The following is a 19,868-nucleotide window of genomic DNA, read 5'->3' as shown; positions in this document are numbered from 1 at the left end:
CCATGGCTGTGCGGGTGCGGATGTCGAGGGCGCTGATGGCCGCCGCGTGCGGCGCGCTGTTCGTGGCCGCGCCCGTCGTGATCGCCGCCCCGGCCAATGCCTGCCCGACCGGGCATCTGGCCGACCCGATCACCGGACAGTGCTATGTGGCCAACGGTGTTCCGAGTGTCGGTGGCATCCCGTGCATTCCGGGCAAGTCGATGGGGACCTGCCTGGGAATTCTGCAGAACCAGTCGCCGCGCGGCGGCGGGCCGCCGGTCGGCGGGCCCTGGCCCTAGGGCTGATCGTCTGCCGCGTCAACCCTGGCGACGTCGACGGCTTGCGCCAGAATGTTCGCCACCACCGACTCGACCCTCGACTCGATCGAGAACGCCAGCGTCGAGCTCACCGCGGACACCGCCTGGGTGCGGAACCGAACCAGCATCGTGATCATCTCGGTGACTTCGGGATCCGGTGGCAACGGTGATCCGGGATGGAGCCGTTCGCCGACGTGATCCACACCGGCCCGCACCAAGATCCCGCTGATCTGGTCGATCAGGGGCGCAATCTGCTCGTGGAGGTCGATGAGCGTTCCGAGTGCCACGCCGTACTGGCGGATCTCGTTGAACGCCTCGACCAACTTGGGCCGCACCACCGTGGCGTCGTGCCCGCCGTCCTCCAGCCTGATCATCTCGAGCCCGACCATTCGGTCGAATCCGTTGTCGTCGTCGACGAGCCTGCGCGCTTCGGCGATCGACATCCGTTCGGGTTTCTCGGTGGCCCAGCTTCCCGCGATCGCCGATTCCAGCCCCAGCATGTCCCCGACGTTCTTGCCCTGTTCCCACGCCGAGAGCATCTCGTTGACGTGGGCAATGTTGTACCCCCGGTCCAGCAGCGAGGTGATCATCCGCAGCCGGGTCAGGTGGGTGTCGTTGAACAGCGCGATCCGCCCGACACGCAGCGGTGGGTGCAGCAGACCGCGGTCGCGGTACACGCGGATGTTGCGGGTCGTGGTCCCGGCCAGTCGGGCCAACTCGTCGATACGGTACTCGCCCGCGGCCGCCACTCCGTGCGGCTGCACCGCGGCGTCGAAGAGTTGCGACACCGCCGCTTCGACGACGTCGCGGGATCCGCGGCGCAGCCGTCGCAGAATGCTCGGGATCGGACCCGTCATCTCACGCCGTCGACACGGCCACACGCGGCTGGGCATCCAGTGCCACGGCCTCGTAGTCCTCGAACCGGAACTGTCGCATCTGTCGAAGATACTGCGTCGCGAAACCCGGATACATCGAGGCGTTGAACCCATCGGCCGTGAGGTACCAGCTGTTGCAGCCCGACATCCACGTGGTCTTGGTCAGTCGCTTCTGCATGCGGGCGTTGTAGCGGCGTTGCACGTCTGCGCGCACGTCGAGGTAGCGCAGGTTTCGGCGCAGGATGGCGGTGACTCCGGTGACGGCATAGTCGATCTGGCCTTCGACGTAGACCAGTAGCGAATTGTGGCCGGGCCCGGAGTTCGGGCCGGTCATGAAGAACAGATTGGGGTAGCCGTGCGCGCTCGCGCTCTTGTATGCCTCGGCGTGTTCGCGCCATTCCTGTTGCAGGCAACGGCCATCGAGCCCGGTGACCGAGAACGGCGGACCCGACAGGTGCACGTCGTATCCGGTGGCGAACACGATGGCGTCGACGTGATGCTCGATGCCATCACTGGTCCGGATGCCGACCGGGCTCAGGGTGGCGATGGGCCAGTCGATCAGCTTGCAGTTGTCGCGCTGCAGCGCCGGATAGTAGTCACTGGACACCAGCATGCGTTTGCAGCCGGGGGTGAACTCCGGGGTGAGCTGGCGGCGCAGCCACGGGTCGGCCACCGAGCGTCGCAGGTGCGCCTTTCCGAGCCGTGCGACCAGCCGGCTGGCGGGGGTGTCCCAGACCAGCGCCGCCGCGCTGGCCTCATGGCCCCAGTACAGCGCCTGGCGCGCCAATGCCTGGGTGGCCGGCACCTTTTCGAACAGTTCCTGCACTGCGGTCGGCATCGAGATGTCCAGTCGCGGCAACACCCAGCCTGGCGTGCGTTGGAACACCTTGACGGCCGCGGCGGTCTTCACCAGTTCGGGGACGATCTGCACCGCGCTGGCGCCGGTACCGATCACCGCGACCCGCTTGCCGGCGAAGTCGTAGTCGTGATCCCAGGCCGCGCTGTGGATCTTGCGCCCGCGGTAGCTGTCGATGCCCCGGATAGCGGGAAACGTGTGATCAGCCAGCGGACCGGACGCGAGAATCACCGTGCGCGCCTGAATCTGCCTACGGCCCTTGGTGGTAACGGTCCAGACGCCAGGCTGCTCGTCGAAACTCAACCCGGTGACCTCGGTGTCGAATCTGATCAGCGGCCGCAATCCGTGCCGGTCGGTGAGATCCTCGATGTGGTCGCAGATTTCGGCGCCCGACGGGTAGGCCCGTGACCAGCTGGGGTTCTTGACGAACGAGAACGAGTACAGCAGCGACGGGATGTCGCAGGCCACGCCGGGGTACGTGTTGTCCCGCCAGGTGCCGCCCACGCGGCCGTTGCGTTCGACGATGACGATGTCGTCGACGCCGGCTTGTTTGAGTTTGATGGCGGTGCCCAGCCCGGTGAAGCCCGCGCCGACGATGAGAGTGTCGTGGATGCGCTTGACGCCAGCCATATCTCAGGCCGCCGGCTCGTGGGTGAGTTCCTTGAACCAGCTCGGAATCGGGTGGAGTAGTCTGCGCGGTATCCGGTCGGAAGCCCACACCATCGGGTTGGCGACCCAGTGATAGGGGTTGTTGGGTTTGATCACCATGCGGGCGTGCAGTTTGAGGATCTGATAGGTCGGGACCCGGTGCGTGTACTCGCCGCGCTCGCCGAGGGTGCGGAACCGCTTGACGGCGTTGTAGAGCCGCTCGGGCTCCAGTCCCATCCCGACGATCTCGTTGCGGATCCGGTTGAGCAGCGGGATGTACATGATCGCGCCGATGATCAGCCCGGGGGTGGCGACGCTGCCGACGAACTCGATCGCCAACCGCCTCAGATCAGCCTGCCCGATCATGTTCAGGACCTCGAAATCGACGGCGAGGTGCCGGGATTCGTCGTTGTTGATTTTTTCGAAGACCTGGTGGCAGACGGGATCGTCGACCTCTTCGAGCAGGAACTTGAGCAGGGCGCCGTCGAGCGCCACCTCGAGCATCGGGATGACCGTGCCCAGGATCGACAGCGACATGGAGTCGGCATAGGTGTCCAGCCAGTCCATCGACAGGCGGATGTTGACGTTGGGTTCGGGCATCTCGCCGTCATCGAGCATGCCCCAGCGCTTCATCAGCGCGAGTTCGGCATTGGCGTGGCGCTGTTCCTCGGCGTGGAAGTAGCGGTAGATCTCGGCGATGGTCGGGTTGGGCGCCTTCTTGGCCAGTGCGGCGAACCCGCGTGCGCCGATGTTCTCGATCCAGCACAGATCGGCCATGAACGCCTTGAGTTTCGGGCGTTGCTCGTCGGTGATGCGTTCGGCACCAGGGGCATTCCAGTCGATGTCGGCCAGCGCCCACTGCCGGTCCTTGATCTTGGCCAGCATGACGTCCATGTCGATCGCCATCGATCCTCCTAGGTGGTGACGCGGGTGATGAGACCGGCGGCGCGGGTGTACACCGTCGGGGTGAAACGCTTGATCCCCCAGCCGATTCGGGCCTCGGGCTGTGGCATGCAGTAGAGGCCGCCGCGGTCGAGGGTGTCCAGGCACATCCGGGCGACGCGGTCGGCGGAGAAGCCGGTCCACCGCATCAGCTGGTCGGCCCGGTGCGTCGTCTCGGCTGGGATGCGGCCGGATTCGAGGATGTTGGTCTTGACGAAGGTGGGGCAGAGAACTGTGACCTGCACAGCGGTCCCGGACATTTCGGCGGCCAGGGTTTCCGAGAGCGAGAGGGTGCCCGCCTTGCTGACGTTGTAGGCGGCCATCCCGGGTGCGGCGCCGAACGCCGCGGCCGACGCCACGTTGATGATCCCGGCGGGACGGCCGGCGTCGCGCAGGATCGGGGCGAAGACGTGGCAGCCGTGGATCGGTCCCCACAGGTTGACGTTCAGGACCCACGTCCAGTCGGCGAGATCGATGTCGCCGATCGTCTTTCCGCCGGCCCCCACACCGGCGTTGTTGACGACCAGTGTCGGTGGCCCGCCAAACCACGACTGGGCCTGTTCGGCTAGGCGGAACACGTCCTCGACCTGGGTGACATCACAGGCGACCGCCAGTGCGCGGTCGCCGATTGCCTCGGCGGTCTTGTGTGCGGCGCCCTCATCGATGTCGCTGCACACCACGCGGCCGCCCCGGGCAGCCAGCTCGGCGGCGAAGGCGGCGCCGATGCCGCTTCCTGCACCGGTGATGACGGCGTCGGCGTTGCGGCTGCGTTTCGTTCCGAAGATCCCCATGCTCAACCCACCTGTCCGACGTTGTTGTCGCGCAATGCATTCGAGATGAATCCTGTGATCTCACGCATCGCGGGCGCGGCTGCGGGGGTGAGACGCGGCAGGGCCTGGAAGACGTGCACCTGGTCAGGCCAGATGCGTAGGTCGCATTCGCCACCGGCACGGCGCAGGCTGTCGGCGAGTGCGATGGCGTCGGCCGCGAGCATCTCCGCGCCACCGGCGTGGATCAACGTGGAGGGCAGTAGCCGGCCGCCCGCGACGTCGAGCGCCAGCCTTGGGTGCGCGGGTTCGACACCGGCACAGTACAACTCGATCAATCGTGCGGCGTCACGGGATCGGATGGCCGGGTCACGCCCGGTGCGCTCCCATGTCCGGGCGAGTCCGAATGTGAGGTCCAGCAACGGCGACAGCAGCACGAGGGCGGCGGGATGCGGGACTTCGGGCTGTAGCAGCAGATCAACCGCGAGGTGGCCGCCGGCGGAGTCGCCGGCGATCGCCAGGCTTTCGGGCGACATCCCGCAGTCGCCGACCAGCCAATCCCAGCCGGAGCGAACATCGTCTGCGGCTGCGGGAAACCGGTGCCGCGGCGCCAGTCGATAGTCGACGCTGAACACGGGCAGACCCGTCAACTGCGAGAGCCATGATGTGAGGCGGCGGTGGGTGCGCGGCGAGCAGAGCGCATAGCCGCTGCCGTGCACGAAATAGATCGCCCCAGCCGTGACGTCTGGGCTGACACCTCGGCCGTAAACCCATTCGCCGACGAGGCGACGACCGTCGGACGTTCGAGTGTCCACGGGAACGGTTGTCGTCCCGGACAGGGATGGTCCGAAGGTGTCCATGATGCGAGCCACGATCTGGCGCGAAGCCCAGAGCCCCCACGCTTGATCGGGCGGGAGCACGGCGCTGAGCTGTCGCAGGGTCAGGCTGCTCGCGACGTTCGCGCTTCGACTTCGCCACACGGATATCGACTCGCCGAACACACGGTGGATACAACGCCCAATAGTGCCATTTGTCAATGGCACTATTGGTCAATGTCAATGATCAGTCGTCGAAGATCGCCACCGCGCGGGTCCAGCCAGCCGACGCCGCGTGAACCTTCACCGGGAAGCATGCGACCTCAAAGCCATTGGGCGGCAACGATTCCAGGTTGTGCAGCTTCTCGATATGCGAGTAGCCGACCGTGCGACCGGCGCGGTGGCCTTCCCAGATGATCGACGCGTCGTGGTCCCTGGCGTACCGCTGCGCGGTGTAGGAGAACGGCGCATCCCAGCTCCAGGCATCGGTTCCGGTGAGCCGTACGCCGCGCTCGAGCAGGTACAGGGTGGCGTCGCGGCCCATGCCGCAGCCGGTCCCGACATAGTCGGCATGGCCGTAGCGGGTGCCTGCGCTGGTGTTGACCAGCACGATCTCCAGCGGCGACAGGCTGTGTCCGATGCGGTCCAGCTCCGCTTCCACGTCGGCGGCGGTCACCACGTAACCATCCGGGAAGTGGCGGAAGTCGAGCTTGATCGCCGGCTGCAGACACCACTCCAGCGGAACCTCGTCGATGGTGATCGCGCGCTTGCCGCCGTCCATCGTCGACGCGTAGTGGTACGGCGCGTCGAGATGGGTGCCGTTGTGGGTGGTGATCCGAACCCGTTCGATCGCCCACCCTTCGCCGTCGGGCAGATCGTCGACGGTTGCGCCGGGGAAGAAAGACACCACCTCCGCGGCGGTCTGCTTGTGGTCGTAGTAGTCGATCTCCGGCAGATGCCCCGGTGGGTCCGAGGCGATGCCGGCTTGCAGCGGAACCGAAATGTCGACGAACCTTCGCATCGGAACCCCTTACGTTCTGAGATGGAACGTTACGCCCGGGGGTGGAACGATTCGGCCGGGTTCACCAAGCCGACGGTGATCGCATTGCCGATCTGCCCGTGTGCGTCGAACACCGCGACCGCACCGCAGGCGATCCCGTCGTTGCTGTTGTGCGACGTGGCGGCCAAGCCGATGTAATCCCCGATCGGCTCACGCGCCAAGGTCAGGGTGTAGTCGGCGTTGATGTAGCGCAAACCGCCTGTGCCCCAATGGGATGTCGCACTGGCTGCGTCGGCGGCCATCGCGACGGTGACGAACGGGGAGGTCGCCTCGCCGTCGACCAGCGCGCGGACCTGCCGGATCCAGGCGTACTTGGGGCCGGTGGCGTCGTGCCATTCGGTGAAGGCCATCGCTCCGCCGGACTCGCCCTGTCCCCCGTAACCCCAGACGAACATCATCAGGTCGTCGGGCAGCGGTCCGGGATCCGGTGGCAGTGGCGGCATCGTCACCGGCGAGGACCAGATGTCGCCGGCCGGGTGCTCGCCGCGGCGCAGGAACATCGCACTGGCCCGGGACACCACGGTGTCGTTCTGGATCAGTTCGGCGTCGACCAGCCGGATCCGACGGCCGTCGCGGCGCATCGTGGTGCGCACTTCCAGGGGCGTGATCGCGGTGGGCCGCAGCAGGTCCACGGTCAGCCGGGCCGGTACGAATCCGGGGGCACCGCCCACCTGTTCCAGGGCCCGCGCCAGGATGCCGCCCACGACGTGTCCGCTGATCGTGGGACCCCAGGGCCCCTGCGATGCCGGGCCGGGCAGCAGCACGTCGCCGTCCGACACCAGATACGCCCGCGATGCGCCCAGATCCGTCACGAGGTCACACGATAGCGGCGCCCGAGTCAGCTGCTCAGCACCCGCTGTACGTAGCGTTCGGTATCCGCGGTCGCGGGGTCCGTCATGTCGTCGAACTCCGGGTGCTTCTCGATGTACTTCGCCACCATCGGGCACGCCGGCACGATGCGCAGCCCGGCGTCGCGGGTGGCGGCCAGCGCTTCGCCGACCATGATGCTGGCCAGTCCGCGTCCTTCGAACGCGTTCTCGACCTCGGTGTGGTGGAAGATCCGTTGACCGTCGTGGTCGACGTAGTCGGCGACGCCGACCTGCTCGCCCTCGACGGTGATGGTGAATTGGTCCCTGCCGGCGGTGACGGTGGTGTCGGCGCCGGTTTTGTCTTGTGTCATGGAACTCCTCAGGTTCGGCGGCGCGGGCGCAATCGGATGGCGGGCAGCGCGGGTGCCGGTAATCGCTGGACGGAACCCGGGTACCCACTCACGGCGCCGAAGCGATCGTCGCCGCTTTCCCACTGCCGGCGGTACTCGGCGATCTCCTCGTGGCTGCGGCCGACGAAGTTCCACCACATCAACAGTTCTTCGGTGAACGGCGCCCCGCCCAGCAGCAGCATCCGGGAGGCCAGGCCGGCCGCATTGTGCAGCCGCAGCGTCGTGGACCCGGTTCCCAGGTAGGCCAGCTGCCCTGACTCGAGTGCCCGCCCGGCCACCTCCACCTGGCCGAGGTCGAGCAGGACGCCGTGCTCGAAGGACGGATCGACGTCGAGGTCGAGGGTGCAGCCGGCGGCCAGATCGACCTGGGCGCCGAGCAGCGGTGTGAAGGTGTGCACCGGAGAGCGCTGGCCGGCCAGCTCACCGAGGAACACCCGAATGGATGCCTCTCCATGGGAAAACGGCTCGGGGACATAGTGATCGAAATCCCTGGCGGCGTTGCGATCCGCATCCGGCAGCGCCACCCACAGCTGCGCGCCGTGCAGGATCGTGGTCGACGGCGTCGACACCTCCGAGTGGCAGATCCCCGCCCCGGCGGTCATCAAGTTCAGCTCCCCCGGGCGGACGGTCTGGTGTACACCGGCGCTGTCGCGATGCTCGATCTCGCCGCGGAACAACCAGCTGACGGTCTGCAGCCCGGTGTGCGGATGCGGGGGCACATCCATGCCGGCGGCTTCGCGTACGTCGTGCGGGCCGTAATGATCGGCGAAACACCAGGCACCGATCAGCGAGCGCCCACGTTGGGGCAAGGTCCGGCGGACCGGAAGCGCGCGCGGACCGCCGAGCGGGACCTCGCGGGGCTCCAAAATCTCGATGCCATCGAAACTTGTTGCACCGCAGGGAACTTCACGCGGAGCGGTCTCGAGGTTGCTCACCACCTCGAGCTTACCCGCGGTGCGTCGCTCAGGCCGCGAGCTGCCGGGTCATCGCTGAACGGATGAGCAGGAAGTCCGGCTCCTCGATGCGGAACACCCCGAACCGGAACTTGTAGCCCCAGCGCTGCGGATCGACAACGAATTCCAGCTGGTCCAGCAGCGGTCGGATGGGTGTCGCCGTGCAGGGCAGGAACTCCATGGCGCGCCGCCAGGGGTGCGACGGGTGCTCCTGGTACGGCTCGTCATCGGTGACCCGACCGATGGCGGTGAACGCCTGCAGCGGCTCCCCGTGCTCGAGTGCGGTTTTCGGCGAATAGAAGATGATCCAATCGCCACGGGCCATTGTGCGCAGCATGTGCGGCTTGCCATGGTTGGCCTGAGTGAAGCCGCCGGCGACGCCGCGTTGTACGTGGTCGGCGCTGACGGTATTGATCCAGTACGTCATGGGCTCACGCTAGGTCGGGGGTCCGACAGGTCTGGGCAGCAGCGATGCCCGTCTCCGCGGGCGGCTCCCCCGCTAGTCAGCGCGGGCGTCGGACGACGGGCCGCGACCATCGGCCGAGATGTCCGGCGCGAACAGCTCCGGGCTCATCGACGGGTCGACGGGCTCGACGTGCGGCGTCTCCGTCGACTCCCCTGCGGCGGCTCGCTTGTGATCGGCACGCCAGTCGCGCAACAACAGCACGATGCCCACCACCGCGAGCACGACCACTGCGACAGCCGCGTAAGTGCTGTCGGTCAGCACCGCTACCACCAGTGCGATCAACCCGGCCAGGGCTACCGCGACCACGATCCGCACCCGCGCGCCTCCCAACGTCTGCTGTGTCGACACAGTTCTATCCGCATACCGACTCCCCTGCCCGGGAATTGCCGCAGTCAGCGAGTCGCCGGCGCCGGCGCCGGCGCGGCGGTCAGCATCGCGGCGAGCATCGTCACGATCTCCTCGAGACTGTCGGCATCAGTGTCGCCGGATTCCACCCGCCGCTCGTGGTCGGCGAGCAGGGCGAACATTGCGGTGGCGACGGCACCGACCCGGTTCTCCCGGGCGCTGCGGTCCTTGAGCGGAACTAGTCGGGCCAGCGCGTCGAGGATCCGTGGCCAGGCCGATTCCGCCGGGCTCTGCGGTTCCCGATTCAGCCGGATCCGCACCACCTCGAGGAACCGCGCGTAGTGGGTGCCTTCACTGTGGAAGAACGGCCCGACCAGGATTCGCAGCACGGCGTGCGCGTCGGCCATCTGCTCACCCGACATGCGGTCCAGCAGGGCTTGCCGCTCGACCTCCATCGGGGTCAGGCGTCGGGCCACCACCGCATCGATCAAGTCCTGCCTGCTGCGGAAGTAGTAGTTGACGGCGGAGTTGTTGCGCTGGCCCGCGGCCACCGCGATCTCCCGCAGCGGCACCTCGAAGCCGTGCTCGGCGATCAGCCGTTCAGCGGCGTCGAGCAGTACTTCCCGTGATCGGGCACCGCGGTCCACGTCGAGCAGTCTAAATCAGTGCTAGGCAGATTTAAGCACATGTGCTTAAATGAGCGCATGAACCAGATCCGGGAGATCGACCCCGGCACGCCCATGACGCGCTACGCGCGCGGTTGGCACTGCCTGGGCCTGGCAGAGGATTTCCGCGATGGCAAGCCGCACGGCATCAATGCGTTCGGCGGCAAGTTGGTGGTGTACGCCGACTCACAGGGCGACATCCATGTGCTCGACGGCTACTGCCGGCACCTGGGTGCCGACCTCGCCATGGGCACGGTCAAGGGCGACAACCTCGCCTGTGCGTTCCATGACTGGCGCTGGAACGGCGCGACCGGGCGCTGCGTCGAAATTCCCTATGCCCGAAGGGTTCCCAAGCTCGCCCGCACCCGCAAGTACCAGACCATCGAGGTCAACGGGCAGCTGCTGATGTGGCATGACCCGGAGGGCTCCACGCCACCGGCCGAACTCACCCCGCCGACCATCGACGGCTATGACGAGGGCCAGTGGTCGAAGTGGGCGTGGAACTCGATGGTCATCGAAGGCGCGCACTGCCGCGAGATCGTCGACAACAACGTCGACATGGCGCACTTCTTCTACATCCACTACGCCTACCCCACGTTCTTCAAGAACGTCTTCGAAGGCCACACTGCCAGCCAGTACATGGAATCCAAGGGACGCCAAGACTTCACCGAGCACCCGGAGCGGCTGTGGGAGGGCACCAAGCTGCGCTCGGAGGCCACCTACTTCGGGCCGTCGTACATGATCAACTGGCTGCACAACGACCTCGGACCGGACTTCACCGTGGAGTCGGTGCTGATCAACTGCCATTACCCGATCGACCAGAACTCATTCATGCTGCAGTTCGGGGTCTCGGTGCAGAACATGCCCGGGCTGTCGGACGAGAAGGCGGCCAAACTCGCCCAGTCGTATTCGAAGATCTACGAGGTCGGCTTCCTGCAAGACGTCGAGATCTGGAAGCACAAGACGCGGATCGAGAATCCGCTGCTGTGCGAGGAGGACGGCGCGCTCTACCAGTACCGGCGGTGGTACGAGCAGTTCTACGTCGACGCCGCCGATGTCACCGCGGACATGACCGACCGCTTCGAACTCGAGGTCGACACCACTCACGCCTATGACGTGTGGCAGCGCGAGGTCGACGAGAACATGCAAAAGCGTTCTGCGGCAACGGCAGTCGGCTCGGCCGGATAGCCGCCGAAGCCAGCTGGAAGTTCAGGCCGCGGTACGGGGCCGGCCCAGCGGTAGATGCACGACGGTTGCCACCTGGGCGGGCAGCGCTTCGCTGCGGTCCAGCAGCTCGGCGCTTTCGGGCAGTTCGCGCGGATTGAGCTTGCCGTCGGCGATGCGCCGCAGAACCTCGTGCGCGTGCGCCAGCTGATGGCGCTTGCGGTATTGGCCGCCCGGCAGTTTGATGCCGGCCCACACCCCGTATTCCTCGCCGCTCTCGACGGCGCTTCTGGCGCACGCGCGCTGCTGGGCGAGGGGGCACCGGCGTAGACAGATGGTCCGGGCGCGGGTGGCCGACTGCTCGTAGACGCGGGCCTTGGCCGCGCCGTCGCTGGCGTCGTCGTCGGCGTAGCCGAACCACAGATCGGGCTCGACCGAGCATGGGCGGTAGTTCATCGGAGCCTCCTTGGCCGGATTCAATGACGGAAGCGTATATGCGGCATTCACAAGGCGCAAGAGGAACGTAGAAGAAAACGTATAAACCGATAGGCCTGTGTACGATCCGTATATGGCTGGAGCCCCACCGTGAGCCGAGAGGCGGCGGGTGCGGCCATCCGGACTCTGCGCGAAGCGAGGGACTGGTCGCTGGCCGAGCTGGCCGCCGCCACGGGGGTCAGCATCATGGGCCTGAGCTTCTTGGAGCGCGGTGTCCGCAAGCCGCACAAAGGCACAGTTCAGAAGGTCGAAAATGGACTGGGGCTGCCGCCGGGCACCTACGCGCGGCTCGTCGTTGCCGATGATCCAGCCGCTGAGATCGCCCAATTCCTGACCGGCGGACCGGCCGAATCCACGCCGCCGCGGACCGCCACCGGCATCGTCGTCAGCCGGCACAGCGACGCTGATGTGCTCGAAGCGCATGCCGAAGCGCACCTGGAATCGCTGAACTCGTTGATAGCCCGCCTGCCAGCGGAGACGTCAAACGAATATGAAACGTATATTCAGTCCGTGATCGAGCAATGCGTGAAGGCCGAGCTGCTGGCCGCCAACTCGTGGCGCGTCGCGGTCAACGCGGGGGCCGAATCGGTGGACCGCCTGATGACCCACCTCAAGTCCCTGGAAGCGATCCGGAGCGGGCTGCTGGCCCGTATGCCGGGCAGTATCAGCGCGCGCTTCGACCAGGCGTGTGCCCGCTCCGAGCTTCCCGAGCCGGTGATCGCGACACTGATCGGAGTCGACGTCGAGCAGCTGTGGGACATCCGCAACCGCGGGGCCATCCCACCCGGAGTGCTGCCGCGGGTGCGGGCGTTTGTGGAGGAGCGGGCATGACCGCCCCCGAGGTGGAGATCCTCAGCCGGGCCCATGCGCTGTTCTCCGGCCGGCAGGCGGTGGGGGTGCTCGATGCGGCACCCGCGGTGGCGTCGTCCCCGGGCGAAGGGTTGCCCACCGCCTATCACCGTGCGGCCGAACGGGGACGGACCGACCTCGACGGCGCCCGCCGTGTCGACGCCGAGGTGTCGGCAATCCTGGCCCGTGTCCAGCGCGATCATCAGGAGGCTCAGCGACAAACCCGGGCCGTGCTCGACGCCGCCCACGCCGATGCCGCCACCACCCCGGACAACCCGGTCGCTCAACGAGAGTTGCTGCGGCGCAGGGCCGCCCGGCTGCGCGCCCAGCACGCGCACGTCCTGGCCGCCCGTCGTCGAGCCCGGCGTCGCCTCGCGCTGTTGCGCGCGCTGCGATATCGGCGTGGGCACCGCCGGGTGTCGGCACCGAATTCACGGGCTGCGCTGGCCGTGCGCGCCGCGCTCTCGCGGCTGGGCTGCCCCTACGTGTGGGGAGCTACCGGCCCGGATCGCTTCGACTGTTCGGGCCTGGTGAAGTGGGCCTACGCCCAGGCGGGGGTGCCACTGCACCGCACCACCTACGACCAGATCAATGACGGGGTTCCGGTACCGCGTTCCCACATCCGCCCCGGTGATCTGGTGTTCCCGCATGCCGGCCATGTCCAGATGGCGATCGGCAACGGACTGGTGGTCGAGGCGCCCTACTCCGGTGCCAACGTCCGGATCAGCCGACTGGGTCCCGACATCGCGATCCGCCGGCCGGCTTAGCCGAGTGGTGAGTTGTTCGGCGAAATCTCGCTGAGTACCGTCGACGCATGGCAGAGCACGTCGGAGCCTCGGCCGAGGCCCTCGAGTCGGCTCGATCGCTGCTCGCCGCCCGGGACCGCGACCTCGCCGGGGCGGACGCCGAACTGGCCGAGGTGGTGTCGGCCGCGCATGCTGTCGCAACCGAGGCGATCCGCAAGCTCGACGCGATCAACGCCGAGATCGAGGCGGCGGTCGCTGCGAACACTGTCACCGCGCCCGTCGAGGGACGCGAGTTCGCGCGGTTTCTGCTCGCCAAGCAACGCGAAATTAGCGATGTGCTGATCGCCGCGCGCGCCGAAGCCGACGCCAAAACCGCGGCGCTCCAGCGACTTCTGGATCGCTACCGGGTGTCGTCCACACCTTCCTGACGGGTGAATTGTCACCCGAACACCGCCTGGATACAGTCGCCGGCATGAGAGGGCACCGGTGGCGAGTTACCAAGACCTGCTCGACGTGATCGCGCGCGTCGGTGCGGTCACCGGTGACAGCCGGGCCTGGCTGACGGGGCTCTCGGACACTGACCTCGCCACGATCACCAGCCCGGTCAGTGTGGTGTCGCCGAGCGCAATCGACAACGTAGTGGCCAAGATTCGCGCGCAGCATCGCGCCGCCCTCGACCCGGTGGCACCCATCGACCAGTCGCCCGGCGTGGGGGAGGGGCGGGCCGCGGACGCCATTCGGACGGCTGAAACATCACTGGCACATCAGAATTCGGTGAGCGCACAGCTCGACCTGCAGGTGATCACCGCGGTTCTCAATGCCCATGCCGTCCATACCGCGGGCCGGGAAGCCCTCGATGGTCTGCAGAGGGACATCGAGGCCGCCGTCGCGGCCCGCACCGACCTCGACACCCCGGCCGGTGCGCGCGCGTTCCAGCGGTATCTGATCGACAAGTTGCGCGATATCAAGACCGTCGTGGAGACCGCGGGACTGGACGCCACCTCGAAGGCGTCCTTGGCCGCCGCGCTGGCATCGCTGTACGTCGGTGCCACCCCGGACTCCGCTGCCGAGGCCGCACCCGATGCCGCCCCGGCGGCCGCGACACCGGCTGAGCCGGCCGTCGACCTCCCGCCGGATCTCGGCCCGGACCCGTTCATCGATGGCCTGTTGCCCGACGACCTCGCGCCGCCGCCTGACCCTGCCGCCGCCGGCGGCCAGCCGGTCGCCGCGCCGATGATCCCGCCCATGGCCGCGATTCCCGCGACGGGCGGCGGAACCGGTGCGGGTGCGCCGGCCGGTCCGAGCCCCGTGCCGCCGACATTCGACAATCTCACCCCGCCGCGGCTGCCGTCCGCAGACACCTCTGACCTGCTCGACGAGCCGGTGCCGGACGAGCCGATCGACGACGCTCCGGCCGATCCGGCGGCCGACGACGACAGCAGCGTGGGGGAGGAGTCCGATACGCCGCCTCCCGACGACTCGACCGTCGTCACCCTGCCCACCGGTGAAACGGTGACGGCGCCGACGCCTCAACTGGCGGCAGCCATCACCGCCGCGGTGGCCGGAACGCCCATCCCGGAGGCGTTCCGGCAGCAGGGCATCACGATCCCGGCCCCGGGCACCGCGGTCTCGCATCCCGTCGACGCCGCCCGGGTGTCGCCCGGTGACATCGGGATGCTGACCGACCGGCATGCGCTGGCGGTGGGCAACGGCAAGGCGGTGCTCAACAACCAGATCCAGCCCATTGCCAGCGTCGCGGGCCCGAGCTTCCTAGGGTGGGAGCATCCGCCTGAGCCGGGCGCCGGAACCACGACCCCGAGACCCGACCGACCCGCGCCGACCCGGCCCGCGGTGACAGCCGGTCCGCCGGCGATAGGAGAGTGACATGGCAGAGCGCATCCACGTGGTACCCGACGAGCTGCGCCGCGCGGCCCGCGACCACCAGGACACCGCCGAGCAGCTGAGCACGGTGCCCGCCCGGCACGCCGACATCCTCGCCAGTCTCGACTCGCTGGGCCCGATCTTCGGTGAGTTGCGCGACGCCGGCCGCGAACTGCTCGATCAGCGGCGGGCCTGCTACGAGCAGCAGGCCGCGGCCCACGCCGAACTCGCGACCAATCTGAGCCACGCCGCCGACGTCTGGGAACACCAGGACAGCGCCGCCGCCGCCGAGCTCGGCCGCATCACCCGGGACGGTTCATGACCGAACCCGATCCCGAATTCGACGCGGTCCATCCCAGCGGGCACATCCTGTTCCGGTCCTGCCGGGGTGGTTACCTGCACAGCGTGGCCCTGGCCGAACCCGCGATGGACGCCGACGCGCAGACCCTGGCGCAGGGCATCCTGCTGACCGCGGACGTGTCGAATCTGAAAGCGCTGATGCAGGTGCGCGCCGAGATCGTGGCGGCGGGCCACACCCCGTCAGACGATGTGGCGAGCAGCCGCGACCTCGAGCTGGCCACCGAGGCGCTGCGGCAGCATCGGCTGCGGCCCGACGAATCCTGAGCGGTTACCGGTCGCCGTCGGCGGAGGCAACCTCCGGCGGCGCAACGGGATTCGGGCCGAACAGCTCGCGTGCCCGCTGCAGCAGCGCACGCACCTCGTCGAGTTGTTGCTGCAGCAGCGAGTCACCCATGGTCGGTACGTTATCGACCGTGCCGGGCCGGCACAATTCACCCGCGGACGCGGGGGATCTCAGCGTTGATGCGATCCAGCACGTCGGTGTAGCGGCCGGCTTCGCGGTGCTGTCCGGGTTTACCGCTGCTGACCAGTCCGACCGACAGTCGGCGTTCCGGATCCGCCCAGACCGCGATGTTGGTCAGCCCGGTGTGGCCGACGGCGCCGGCTGCGTCGCGTCCGAACGGCCCGAACCGGGTGGATCCGAGCATGTAGCCGGTGCCCCAGCGCATCGGTGCGAACCCGGTCGCGATATCGGGCCGCAGCCGGCGTGCGGGTGCCACCGCCGCGCGCAGCGTCTCCGGACGCATGACCCGGACGCCGTCGAGTTCACCTCCGCGCCGCAGGATTTCGGCGAAGCGCGACAGTTCGTCGGCGTTGGACACCGTGCTGGACGATGGGACGACACCGGTCAGGAACAGCGGGGTGTTGGAGAACGGGATGATCTGCTGCGGGGTTCCGCCGACGGCGGCCCGGAACGCTTTGGCGATCGGCGCAGGCAGTGGTTTACCCGTGACGTGGCTCGGCGCCACCAGCGGGACATCCTGTTCTGCCACGCCGTAGTTCGTCCACCGGAACCCCAGCGGGTCCAGGATGTCCTCGGCGAGGATGTCGCGGATGTTGCGCCCGGTTGCGGCCGAGACGATCTCGCGGACCAGCGGACCCCAGGTCAGCCCGTGGTAGATGTGCATCAAGCCCGGCCGGTGGATGGGCTTGAGCTCACCGAGTTTCTCGCGCGCGTAAGCACTCTCGTTCATCCGTTTGAGGTCCGGTCGTGGCCCGGTGGCGAACGGCACGCCGGCGCTGTGGGTGATCACGTGCCGGATGGTGGTGCGGTCCTTGCCGTGGCTGGTGTAGTTCGGCAGATAGTCGCAGACCCGGTCCTCCAGGGAGAACTCGCCGCGCTCGACGAGCATGTGCACCACCGTCGTGCTGATGGCCTTGGCCGCGGAGTACACACAGAACGGGGTGTCGACGGTGACAGGCACCTTCTCGGCGTCCGGCGGGTCGGCCGGACCGTTGCCCCAACCGTGGCCGATCGCGCGGTTGAGCACGACTCTTCCGTTGTGCCGCAGGCACAGTTGGATTGCGGGGTGCATGCCCGCGGCGTACCAGTGCCGCACCGATTCCCAGATCCGGTCGGCGGTGGCCGCCGAGATGTCGGCGTGGTCCTCGGCGCCGACGTCGGTGACGGCGTCGAGGTCGGTCGGGACGCGAATCCGGCCGTCCCCGGCGGGGGAGTGGCTCACCCCTGCTTCCTGTGCAGGGTCGCGGCCAGATGGTGGGTGAGCGGCACGCCGACGGCGGCCATCCGCACGCTGTAGGTGAGTTCGTCACCGGCGAGTTGGAACGAACGGCTCAGGGCGGTAACGCTTTTCGCCGAACCGGTGAGCCCGATGGCGGTGGAGTCGAGATCGATCGCCAGGCCGTCGCCGGTCTCCGACAGCGTGCCTTCGTCGATCTCGGTGACCCCGGTGGGATGGGCGACGACAAGTTCGATCCGGCCGGGCGACGGCACCCGCAGGTAGCCGGTCTCGGCGTGCAGGGGCCGACCGTCGTCGGTGGCCCTGGTCCGCTGCGAGTAGGTCAGGAAGGGCTTGCCGACGTGTCCGATCGCGACCTCTTCGACGTAACCGAACGTCTCGATGGTCGGGTACTCGCCGGTGCCGGCGCCGGTCCAGGTCCCCAGCAGGGGCGCCAGGACCGCGACGTCGGGATGAAGCTCGGGCACGATGCCCAGGGTACGGGCCGCGATCTACATCGGGCCGACGAGCTCGACCCAGTTCCCGTCCGGATCGGCGACGAACATCCAGCCCATACCGGGTACCGGGGCGAACTCCGCGAGCTCCTGGGCGATCTCGTAGCCCGCGGCCTTGACCTGCTCGGCGGCCGTGGTTGTGTTGGCCACCACCACGGTGTAGTAGCGGATGCCGGCCGCGGCCGGTCCGCCCCCCGGCGTCGCCGGTGCGGCCGGCGGCTGGTCGAGGGTGATCAGCTTGAGCACGTTGTCACCGAGTGCGTAGCGCTTCATGGTGCCGCCGGGGAAGTCGAGGTCGCCGGTGAAGGGCAGGCCCAGGAAGTTCTCGTAGAACTCGACCATCGGACCCAGGTTGGTGGTGACCAAACCGACTTCGATGTTCTTGGCGAGTAGCTCGATGGCCATAGGTGTTCCTCTGCGTTGAGTGGGTGACGTCGGACGGATGAGCGGTGTTCAGATCGGACCGGCGAGCTCGACCCAGTTGCCGTCGGGATCGGCCACGAAGAACCACCCGATGCCGGGCAATGCGGTGAATTCGGTGAGCGGTTCGACGATGTCGTACCCGGCGGCGGCGACCTGGGCGGCCACCTCGGTGACGTTAGTGACCACCAGCGAGATGTAGCGGACACCGGTCTGCGCGCGTCCGCCGCCGGGGGTGAGGTCCGCGGGAGGCGGTTGGTCGTAGGTCACGAGTTTGAGGGTGTTGTCACCGATCAGGTAGCGCTTCATGGTGCCGCCGGGAAAGTCGAGGTCGAGCTGGAACGGCAGCCCGAGGAAGTGCTCGTAGAACTCCACCATCGGACCCAGATTGGTGGTCACCAGACCGATCTCGACACTGGGGGCGAGCAGCTCGACGGCCATGGTGTCGAAGGATACGGCCCGGATCGGTCAGGACGCGGGCTTCGTCCCGATCGTGATGAGGTCGAACACGCCTTTGGTCCACAGCGGCCGGTGCACCCGGTGCTGGTCGCTGATCGTGAAACCGGCGTCGGTGAACAGCGTGCGCATCTCCTGCGCCGACGGGTTGTGCGCGGCACTGGCGGGCGAGTTGGTCAGCTGGCCGAGCAGCGGCAGTTGCGGCGGGCTGATCGTCGCGACCGCCGCCAGCCCGCCGGGCCGCAGCACCCGGTGGAATTCGCGCATCGCCGCCGGCTGGTCGAAGAAGTGAAAGGCCGATGTCGAGACGACGGCGTCGAGCGACTCGTCGTCGAACGGCAGTTGTTCGGCCGGCCCCTTGCGCCACTGCACCTCCGGGTCGCGCGCCTTGGCCTGCTTGAGCATGCCGTCGGACATGTCCACCCCGTACACCTCGTCGGGCTGCAGCTCGGCTTTGATGCGAGCCGCGAGAATACCTGTGCCGCAGGCGATGTCAGCGATCCGGCAGGCGCCGTGGGCGCGCAGCTCATCGATGACCTCGTCTTGGGCAGGCTGGTAAACCCAGTGCTGCAGACGGGGATGGTCGTAGAGCGGTGCGGCGACGCTCCAGAACCGTGTCACCAGGTCGTTGAGATTGCGACCGTGTGTCGCCATGGCTGCTCGCCTTCGCTAGAACCGATCGAACCAGTCTAGGAAGGGCCGGCCGGCTACTTCGCCAGCGGGGCCAACTGCAGATGGGTGTGCGGGCCACGGGCGAGAGCGGCCACCGCCGAGACGATGTTGCCCGCCGTGGTGACCAGCCCCTCCGGATCGCAGACCCGCAGCACGCGAGCAACCGCGGGGCCGGGGACCAGCACCCAGTCGATCCCGCGCCGCGAGCACCGGACGGTGAGCGTGTGCAGCGCCGAGAACCCGTCCATCGCGAAGAAGTCGAGCTTCGACAGGTCGATCACGAGCTGCTGATACCCCGAGATGTGGTCCTCGACGTAACCGAGCATGTCGCCGGCATTCGACGCGTCCACCTCGCCGACTGCGGCGATGAGCAGGGTGGTCGCGCTGAGCTCTCTGGACCGGAAGGCTCCACGGTCCGTGCGGTCGCGGCCCAAGCGGGTGACAGCCAAGGGTCCTGCGGCGGTGGCTGAAGTCATGGCGCCTCCATCAGTGGTACTCCGCGATGCCGGATGTGCCTGCCGAAGCTCTTCGAATCGAAGCTGCGCTGCGAAAGTTCTCGAGCCCTCGCGCGCCGGCGTCTCCGGGCGGCTGTGAACTCAACCTTCGGGAAATGTACTACGGAATCAGTCGTGTGGCTACACATTGTTGTGGGTAGCTATATGGGCACTTCAGCACCGATTCGGCTGTCCCGGAAATGGGACGCGGCAGTGCGGATATGGCAAAT

Annotated in this window: 28 protein-coding genes; 8 read left to right on the top strand and 20 right to left on the bottom strand. The window is 67.7% G+C overall.

Annotated elements, in window-relative coordinates:
* Positions 1-2: 2 nt before the first annotated feature.
* Positions 3-278: a hypothetical protein gene (locus tag AB4879_RS08125; protein WP_370507187.1), complete on the top strand. Its 276-nt coding sequence runs from the start codon at positions 3-5 to the stop codon at positions 276-278.
* Here the strand turns inward: AB4879_RS08125 and AB4879_RS08120 are convergent.
* The 12 genes from AB4879_RS08120 to AB4879_RS08065 all read right to left on the bottom strand — a co-directional run bounded on the left by AB4879_RS08120 (position 275) and on the right by AB4879_RS08065 (position 9,889).
* A complete protein-coding gene (locus AB4879_RS08120) occupies positions 275-1,153 on the bottom strand; it encodes a MerR family transcriptional regulator (protein WP_370507186.1) in 879 nt (292 codons plus the stop codon). The genes AB4879_RS08125 and AB4879_RS08120 overlap by 4 nt on opposite strands.
* A 1-nt stretch (position 1,154) precedes the next feature.
* Positions 1,155-2,657 carry a flavin-containing monooxygenase gene (locus AB4879_RS08115; protein WP_370507185.1) on the bottom strand — a complete coding sequence of 501 codons (1,503 nt, stop codon included), beginning with the start codon at positions 2,655-2,657 and terminating at the stop codon, positions 1,155-1,157.
* Positions 2,658-2,660: 3 nt separating this feature from the next.
* Positions 2,661-3,581, bottom strand: coding sequence for a ferritin-like domain-containing protein (locus AB4879_RS08110; RefSeq protein ID WP_370507184.1), 921 nt, complete (start codon positions 3,579-3,581; stop codon positions 2,661-2,663).
* Between the two features lie 8 nt (positions 3,582-3,589).
* Positions 3,590-4,408 carry an SDR family NAD(P)-dependent oxidoreductase gene (locus AB4879_RS08105; RefSeq protein WP_370507183.1) on the bottom strand — a complete coding sequence of 273 codons (819 nt, stop codon included), beginning with the start codon at positions 4,406-4,408 and terminating at the stop codon, positions 3,590-3,592.
* A 2-nt stretch (positions 4,409-4,410) separates the two neighbouring features.
* Positions 4,411-5,199, bottom strand: a complete 789-nt coding sequence (locus AB4879_RS08100) for an alpha/beta hydrolase (RefSeq protein WP_370507182.1) — start codon at positions 5,197-5,199, stop codon at positions 4,411-4,413.
* A gap of 247 nt (positions 5,200-5,446) precedes the next feature.
* Positions 5,447-6,220, bottom strand: a complete 774-nt coding sequence (locus AB4879_RS08095) for a cyclase family protein (protein ID WP_102805798.1) — start codon at positions 6,218-6,220, stop codon at positions 5,447-5,449.
* 29 nt (positions 6,221-6,249) lie between these two features.
* Positions 6,250-7,071, bottom strand: a complete 822-nt coding sequence (locus AB4879_RS08090) for an acyl-CoA thioesterase domain-containing protein (protein ID WP_370507181.1) — start codon at positions 7,069-7,071, stop codon at positions 6,250-6,252.
* Positions 7,072-7,097: 26 nt separating this feature from the next.
* Positions 7,098-7,439 (bottom strand): GNAT family N-acetyltransferase, encoded by a 342-nt coding sequence (locus tag AB4879_RS08085; RefSeq protein ID WP_370507180.1) that lies wholly within the window; start codon positions 7,437-7,439, stop codon positions 7,098-7,100.
* 8 nt (positions 7,440-7,447) lie between these two features.
* Entirely contained in the window at positions 7,448-8,413 is a 966-nt protein-coding gene (locus tag AB4879_RS08080; protein WP_370507179.1) for a pirin family protein, read from the bottom strand.
* Between the two features lie 28 nt (positions 8,414-8,441).
* Positions 8,442-8,858, bottom strand: coding sequence for an EVE domain-containing protein (locus AB4879_RS08075; RefSeq protein ID WP_370507178.1), 417 nt, complete (start codon positions 8,856-8,858; stop codon positions 8,442-8,444).
* Positions 8,859-8,930: 72 nt separating this feature from the next.
* The gene (locus AB4879_RS08070) at positions 8,931-9,245 is read right to left on the bottom strand and encodes a hypothetical protein (protein ID WP_370507177.1); all 315 of its coding nucleotides are present in this window, start codon (positions 9,243-9,245) and stop codon (positions 8,931-8,933) included.
* 44 nt (positions 9,246-9,289) lie between these two features.
* On the bottom strand, positions 9,290-9,889 hold the full coding sequence (locus tag AB4879_RS08065) for a TetR family transcriptional regulator (RefSeq protein ID WP_370507176.1): 600 nt from the start codon (positions 9,887-9,889) through the stop codon (positions 9,290-9,292).
* Between the two features lie 57 nt (positions 9,890-9,946).
* On the opposite strand from AB4879_RS08065, the gene AB4879_RS08060 reads away from it, so the two are divergent.
* A complete protein-coding gene (locus AB4879_RS08060; protein ID WP_102809769.1) occupies positions 9,947-11,095 on the top strand; it encodes a Rieske 2Fe-2S domain-containing protein in 1,149 nt (382 codons plus the stop codon).
* A gap of 21 nt (positions 11,096-11,116) precedes the next feature.
* Here the strand turns inward: AB4879_RS08060 and AB4879_RS08055 are convergent, their stop codons facing one another.
* Positions 11,117-11,527, bottom strand: coding sequence for a WhiB family transcriptional regulator (locus AB4879_RS08055; protein ID WP_102809768.1), 411 nt, complete (start codon positions 11,525-11,527; stop codon positions 11,117-11,119).
* Positions 11,528-11,656: 129 nt separating this feature from the next.
* Here AB4879_RS08055 and AB4879_RS08050 point away from each other — a divergent pair, with 129 nt between their 5' ends.
* The 6 genes from AB4879_RS08050 to AB4879_RS08025 are packed head-to-tail and all read left to right on the top strand — an operon-like array spanning position 11,657 to position 15,666.
* Complete coding sequence (locus AB4879_RS08050) at positions 11,657-12,397, top strand: helix-turn-helix domain-containing protein (protein ID WP_370507175.1); 741 nt, start codon at positions 11,657-11,659, stop codon at positions 12,395-12,397.
* Entirely contained in the window at positions 12,394-13,182 is a 789-nt protein-coding gene (locus AB4879_RS08045; protein ID WP_370507174.1) for a C40 family peptidase, read from the top strand. The genes AB4879_RS08050 and AB4879_RS08045 overlap by 4 nt, the downstream gene beginning before the upstream one ends.
* 47 nt (positions 13,183-13,229) lie before the next feature.
* Positions 13,230-13,589, top strand: coding sequence for a DUF4226 domain-containing protein (locus AB4879_RS08040; protein ID WP_370507173.1), 360 nt, complete (start codon positions 13,230-13,232; stop codon positions 13,587-13,589).
* A gap of 58 nt (positions 13,590-13,647) precedes the next feature.
* On the top strand, positions 13,648-15,045 hold the full coding sequence (locus AB4879_RS08035) for a DUF4226 domain-containing protein (protein WP_370507172.1): 1,398 nt from the start codon (positions 13,648-13,650) through the stop codon (positions 15,043-15,045).
* Position 15,046: 1 nt separating this feature from the next.
* Positions 15,047-15,364 carry an ESX-1 secretion-associated protein gene (locus AB4879_RS08030; RefSeq protein ID WP_102809763.1) on the top strand — a complete coding sequence of 106 codons (318 nt, stop codon included), beginning with the start codon at positions 15,047-15,049 and terminating at the stop codon, positions 15,362-15,364.
* Positions 15,361-15,666 (top strand): DUF2694 family protein, encoded by a 306-nt coding sequence (locus AB4879_RS08025; RefSeq protein WP_370507171.1) that lies wholly within the window; start codon positions 15,361-15,363, stop codon positions 15,664-15,666. The genes AB4879_RS08030 and AB4879_RS08025 overlap by 4 nt, the downstream gene beginning before the upstream one ends.
* Positions 15,667-15,670: 4 nt before the next feature.
* Here AB4879_RS08025 and AB4879_RS08020 read toward each other — a convergent pair whose 3' ends face one another.
* From AB4879_RS08020 to AB4879_RS07990, 7 genes are read right to left on the bottom strand one after another with little or no spacing between them, the layout of a single operon-like run.
* A complete protein-coding gene (locus AB4879_RS08020) occupies positions 15,671-15,796 on the bottom strand; it encodes a hypothetical protein (RefSeq protein WP_286145665.1) in 126 nt (41 codons plus the stop codon).
* A 37-nt stretch (positions 15,797-15,833) separates the two neighbouring features.
* Positions 15,834-17,087 carry a lipase LipE gene (lipE, locus tag AB4879_RS08015; protein ID WP_370507170.1) on the bottom strand — a complete coding sequence of 418 codons (1,254 nt, stop codon included), beginning with the start codon at positions 17,085-17,087 and terminating at the stop codon, positions 15,834-15,836.
* Entirely contained in the window at positions 17,084-17,569 is a 486-nt protein-coding gene (locus tag AB4879_RS08010; RefSeq protein ID WP_370507169.1) for a peroxynitrite isomerase, read from the bottom strand. Before AB4879_RS08010 ends, lipE begins: the two co-directional genes overlap by 4 nt.
* Before the next feature lie 24 nt (positions 17,570-17,593).
* Positions 17,594-18,001 (bottom strand): VOC family protein, encoded by a 408-nt coding sequence (locus AB4879_RS08005; protein WP_102809759.1) that lies wholly within the window; start codon positions 17,999-18,001, stop codon positions 17,594-17,596.
* Between the two features lie 48 nt (positions 18,002-18,049).
* Positions 18,050-18,457 (bottom strand): VOC family protein, encoded by a 408-nt coding sequence (locus AB4879_RS08000; protein WP_102809758.1) that lies wholly within the window; start codon positions 18,455-18,457, stop codon positions 18,050-18,052.
* Between the two features lie 27 nt (positions 18,458-18,484).
* Positions 18,485-19,126: a class I SAM-dependent methyltransferase gene (locus tag AB4879_RS07995; RefSeq protein WP_102809757.1), complete on the bottom strand. Its 642-nt coding sequence runs from the start codon at positions 19,124-19,126 to the stop codon at positions 18,485-18,487.
* Positions 19,127-19,179: 53 nt separating this feature from the next.
* Positions 19,180-19,620, bottom strand: coding sequence for an STAS domain-containing protein (locus AB4879_RS07990; RefSeq protein WP_102809756.1), 441 nt, complete (start codon positions 19,618-19,620; stop codon positions 19,180-19,182).
* Positions 19,621-19,868 lie beyond the last annotated feature (248 nt).

Source organism: Mycobacterium sp. SA01 (assembly GCF_041287105.1).
In the GTDB taxonomy this organism is placed as follows: Bacteria; Actinomycetota; Actinomycetes; order Mycobacteriales; family Mycobacteriaceae; genus Mycobacterium.
Note: the sequence above shows the minus strand (reverse complement) of the source record. Positions and strands in the feature narration are given on the sequence as shown.